The 5,301-nt window shown below is 74.8% G+C and carries 3 protein-coding genes; all 3 read left to right on the top strand.

What is annotated here, in order from left to right; genetic code table 11:
* Positions 1-63: 63 nt before the first annotated feature.
* The 3 genes from ABT085_RS43410 (at position 64) to ABT085_RS43400 (ending at position 5,212) form a co-directional block, all read left to right on the top strand.
* Positions 64-2,634 (top strand): alpha/beta fold hydrolase, encoded by a 2,571-nt coding sequence (locus tag ABT085_RS43410; RefSeq protein ID WP_351621860.1) that lies wholly within the window; start codon positions 64-66, stop codon positions 2,632-2,634.
* Positions 2,631-3,503, top strand: a complete 873-nt coding sequence (locus tag ABT085_RS43405; RefSeq protein ID WP_351621857.1) for an ABC transporter permease — start codon at positions 2,631-2,633, stop codon at positions 3,501-3,503. The genes ABT085_RS43410 and ABT085_RS43405 overlap by 4 nt, the downstream gene beginning before the upstream one ends.
* Positions 3,504-3,667: 164 nt before the next feature.
* Positions 3,668-5,212: a vWA domain-containing protein gene (locus ABT085_RS43400; protein WP_351621854.1), complete on the top strand. Its 1,545-nt coding sequence runs from the start codon at positions 3,668-3,670 to the stop codon at positions 5,210-5,212.
* The last annotated feature ends 89 nt before the right edge of the window (positions 5,213-5,301 follow it).

Raw genomic sequence — 5,301 nt, 5'->3', positions numbered from 1 at the left:
CCCGCGGCGCGGGCGGGGCGGGGCCCGGCGGGGGGGGGCCGCCCCCCGCCGGCCGCCGTCGTCGTGCTCGCCGGTGCCGGGACCTGGTCCGCCGTCGCCTCCGACGACGCTCCCCCGGTACGCCGTGCCGACCGGGTCCTGACCGTGGACGGCGTGCACCTGGACACCTCGTACTTCACCACCGCCACCCCCGGCCGCCGCCCCGCCGTCCTGCTGGCGCACGGCTTCGGCGGCAGCAAGGACGACGTCCGCCGCCAGGCGGAGGACCTGGCCCGCGACGGGTACGCGGTGCTGACCTGGTCGGCGCGCGGCTTCGGACGGTCGACGGGCAGGATCGGGCTGAACGACCCCGAGGGCGAGGTCGCCGACGTCTCGAAGCTGATCGACTGGCTCGCCCGGCAGCCCCAGGTCCGGCTCGACGGAGCCGGCGACCCGCGCGTGGGCGTCGCGGGCGGCTCCTACGGCGGCGCGATCTCCCTGCTGGCGGCCGGGTACGACGACCGGGTGGACGCCATCGCCCCGGCCGTCACCTACTGGAACCTCGCCGACGCCCTGTTCCCCAACGGCGTGTTCAAGAAGCTGTGGGCCGGCATCTTCGTCAACACCGGCGGCGGCTGCGCCCGCTTCGAGCCCACGCTGTGCGCGATGTACCAGCGGGTGGCCGAGTCGGGGACACCGGACGCGAAGGCCCGCGAACTGCTCCAGGAGCGCTCCCCGGCCGCCGTGGCCGACCGCATCCAGGTCCCCACCCTGCTGGTCCAGGGCCAGACCGACTCGCTCTTCCCCCTCGGCCAGGCCGACGCCGCCGCCAAGGCCATCCGGGCCAACGGCGCCCCGGTCGACGTCGACTGGATCGCCGGCGGACACGACGGCGGCGACTGGGAGAACGACCGCGTCCAGGCCCGCGTCGCCACCTGGTTCGACCGCTGGCTCAAGAACGACAAGAGCACGGACACCGGCCCCGCCTTCCGCGTCACCCGCACCGGAGGCCTCGACTCCACCGACGGCGCCGCCCGGCTGCGCGGCGCGAGCGCGGACACCTACCCCGGCCTGGACAACGGCACCAGGACCATCGCGCTGACCGGCCGCGAGCAGCGCTTCGACAACCCCGCGGGCGCCACCCCGCCCGCGGTCTCCGCGCTGCCCGGCCTCGGCGCCGGCGGCGGACTCGCCCAGCTGTCCAGCCTGGGGGTCGGGGTGTCGCTCGACTTCCCCGGCCAGTACGCCGCCTTCGAGTCCGCGCCCCTGACCCACGACCTCACCGTCACCGGATCCCCGACCGTCACCGTCCACGTCACCTCGACCGGCCCCGACGCCGTGCTGTTCGCCAAGCTCTACGACGTCGGCGGGGGCGGCACCGGGCAGGTGCTGCCCGCCCAGCTCGTGACACCCGTCCGGGTCGAGGGCGCCCGGTCCGGCAAGGACGTGACACTCACCCTCCCGGCCGTCGACCACCAGGTCCAGAAGGGCCACCGGCTGCGCCTGGTCCTCGCCTCGACCGACCTCGCCTACGCCTCACCGGCCGCCCCGGCGACGTACACCGTCTCCCTGAAGAGCGACCTGCGCGTACCCACCGCCCCCGGGGTCACCACCGCGCCCGCCGCGCTGCCCGCCTGGGTGTGGTGGCTGCCCGTGGCCGGTGCCGCCCTCGCGCTCGCCCTGCTGCTGACGGCCCGCAGGCGGGGCACCGACCCCGCCCCGGACCCCGCCCTGGCCGAGGTCCCCCTCCAGATCACCGGCCTGACCAAGCGGTACGCGAAGTCGAACGACCGGTACGCGGTCGCGGACCTGTCCTTCCGCGTGGAACAGGGCCAGGTACTGGGCCTGCTGGGCCCGAACGGCGCGGGCAAGACCACCACCCTGCGCATGCTGATGGGCCTGATCACCCCGGACGGCGGCGAGATCCGCGTCTTCGGCCACGCGATCCGGCCCGGCGCCCCGGTGCTGTCCCGGGTCGGCGCCTTCGTCGAGGGCGCGGGCTTCCTGCCGCACCTGTCGGGCCGGGAGAACCTGGAGCTGTACTGGGCGGCCACCGGACGCCCGCCCGAGGACGCCCACCTGGACGAGGCCCTGGAGATCGCCGGCCTGGGCGACGCGCTCGCCCGCGCGGTACGCACCTACTCCCAGGGCATGCGCCAGCGCCTGGCCATCGCCCAGGCCATGCTCGGCCTGCCCGACCTGCTCATCCTCGACGAGCCCACCAACGGTCTCGACCCGCCCCAGATCCGCGAGATGCGCGAGGTGATGATCCGGTACGCGGCCGCCGGCCGCACGGTCATCGTCTCCAGCCACCTCCTCGCGGAGGTCGAGCAGTCCTGCACGCACCTCGTCGTCATGGACCGCGGCAGGCTCGTCCAGGCGGGCCGGGTCGGCGACATCGTCGGCTCCGGCGACACCCTGCTGGTCGGCACCGCCACGCCCGTCGACGAGCCCGTGGCCGAGAAGGTCGCCGCGCTGCCCGGCGTCGCCTCGGCCGTACGCACCGACGACGGACTCCTGGTCCGGCTCGACGAGGACGGCAGCGCACGCCGCCTGGTCGCCGAACTCGTCCGGCTCGACGTACCGGTGGAGTCGGTCGGCCCGCACCGCCGGCTCGAAGACGCCTTCCTCACCCTGATCGGAGGTTCCGCATGAGCACGCTCGCCGAGCGTACGCAGCCCGCGGAGGTCGCCCCCGGCTACCGGGCGGGCCGCACCCTGCCGCTGCGGGTCGAGCTGGTCCGCCAGCTCAAGCGGCGCCGCACCCTGGTCATGGGCGGGATCCTCGCCGCCCTCCCCTTCGTCCTGGCCGTCGCCTTCGCCATCGGCGGACAGCCCGGCGGCCGCAACGGCGAGGTCACCCTGATGGACACGGCCACCGCGTCCGGCGCCAACTTCGCCGCGGTGAACCTGTTCGTCTCCGCCGGCTTCCTGCTGGTGATCCCGGTGGCCCTGTTCTGCGGGGACACGGTGGCCTCGGAGGCGAGCTGGTCCTCGCTGCGCTATCTCCTCGCGGCCCCGGTGCCCCGCGCCCGCCTGCTGTGGTCCAAGCTCGTGGTCGGACTCGGTCTCAGCCTCGCCGCCATGGTGCTGCTGCCGCTGGTCGCCCTCGCCGTCGGCACGGCCCGCTACGGCTGGGGCCCGCTGGAGATCCCCACCGGCGGCGAGCTCGGCGCCGGCATCGCCGCACAACGCCTGCTGGTCGTCATCGCGTACATCTTCGTGTCCCAACTGGTCACCGCCGGACTCGCGTTCTGGCTGTCGACGAAGACGGACGCACCGCTCGGCGCGGTCGGCGGCGCGGTCGGCCTCACCATCGTCGGCAACGTCCTGGACGCGGTGACCGCCCTCGGCGACTGGCGCGACTTCCTGCCCGCGCACTGGCAGTTCGCCTGGGCGGACGCCATCCAGCCCCGCCCGGAGTGGTCCGGCATGATCCAGGGGACCGCGCTGTCGATAACGTACGCCCTGGTGCTGTTCGCCCTGGCCTTCCGGGGTTTCGCCCGCAAGGACGTGGTCTCCTAGATAACCGGTGGATCACCCGCCGGTCTCGACGGGCCCCCGCCGTGCCCTGTTCGAGATCCATCCGCAACGCCCCGTGCCGCACGTTCCGGCGCCCCACGCCGTCACAGTCAAGAAAGCCGCCGTCCACCGAGGGCGGCGGCCACGGACCACAGGGGGCACGGGAGATGGGGACTTGTCGAACACGGCGGCCGCGCGGGGCACTGCTCGTCCTGGTCGCCACCGGCCTGCTGCTCACCGGCTGCGGCGCCGGCAACGACCGGAGCATGGGCAGCTCGGACCGTTCGAACCACTCGAACGGCGCCAACGGCGGATTCCCGGCCCCCGCCCCGTCCTCGGGCGGCGGCGAACAGGGGCAGGACGACGGCGAGGCCCGTGACATCGCCCCCGCGCCCGACTACCTCTCCACCTTCGCGCTCGACGTGGACACCGCGTCCTACGGCTACGCGCGCCGCTCCCTCGCCGAGGGCCGCCGCCCCGACCCGTCGACGGTCCGCCCGGAGGAATTCGTCAACAGCTTCCGCCAGGACTACGAGCGGCCCGACGGCAACGGCTTCTCGGTCACCGTCGACGGCGCCCGCACCGGCGAGGACGGCTGGTCCCTCGTCCGGGTCGGCCTCGCCACCCGCGCCGCCGACCCGGACGGCGAGCGGCCGCCCGCCGCGCTCACCTTCGTCATCGACGTCTCCGGTTCCATGGAGGAGCCGGGCCGGCTGGACCTGGCGCAGGAGTCCCTCGGCGCGATGACGGACCAGTTGCGCGACGACGACTCCGTCGCCCTCGTCACCTTCAGCGACGAGGCCCGGACCGTCCTGCCCATGACCCGGCTGGGCGGCCACCGCGACCGCGTCCACCGCGCGGTCGACCGGCTTCGGGCGCAGGAGTCCACCAACCTCGGCGCGGGCCTGCGCACCGGTTACGCCACCGCCGTCGAGGGCCTGCGCAAGGGCGCCACCAACCGGGTGGTGCTGATCTCCGACGCGCTCGCCAACAACGGCGACACCGACCCCGACTCCATCCTGGAGCGCATCTCCACCGCCCGCCGCGAGCACGGCATCACGCTCTTCGGCGTCGGCGTCGGCAGCGAGTACGGCGACGCCCTGATGGAGAGCCTCGCCGACAAGGGCGACGGCCACACCGTGTACGTCTCGAACGAGGACGACGCCCGCAAGGTGTTCTGCGACCAGCTCCCGCAGAACATCGACCTCACCGCCCGCGACGCCAAGGCCCAGGTCGCCTTCGACCCCCGGACGGTCGCCGCGTTCCGTCTCGTCGGCTACGACGACCGGCGCGTCGCCGACGACGACTTCCGCGACGACCGCGTGGACGGGGGCGAGGTCGGCCCCGGCCACACGGTGACCGCGCTGTACGCCGTCCGGCTGAAGCACGGCACCGGCGGCCACCTCGCCACCGCGACGGTGCGCTGGCTCGACCCCGCCACCCGCGCCCCGCACGAGGAGTCCGGCCAGCTGGAGACGGACTCCCTCGCCCGCTCGGTGTGGAGCGCGAGCCCCCGCTTCCAGGTGACCGCGACCGCCGCCTACTTCGCCGACGCGCTCCGGAAGGGCGACGACCGCTGGAGCCCGCTGCCCGGCGCCCCGTCCCTCGGCGAGCTGCGCAGGCGCTCCGCCCGTCTTGCGTCGGCCACCGAGGACGCCGACGTACGACAGCTCGGCGAGAGCATCGCGGCGGCGGCCCGGCTCGACGGATAGCACGGGGCGCGCCCCGCGGCGTGGCCCGCAGGGCAGCCACCGGGGAGCACGAACGACGAAGCGGCGGGGGGCGCGGGGGACGCGGGGTC

The organism is Streptomyces sp. NPDC002265 (genome assembly GCF_040296125.1).
Classification (GTDB): Bacteria; Actinomycetota; Actinomycetes; order Streptomycetales; family Streptomycetaceae; genus Streptomyces.
This window is presented reverse-complemented; position numbering and strand designations above follow the sequence as displayed.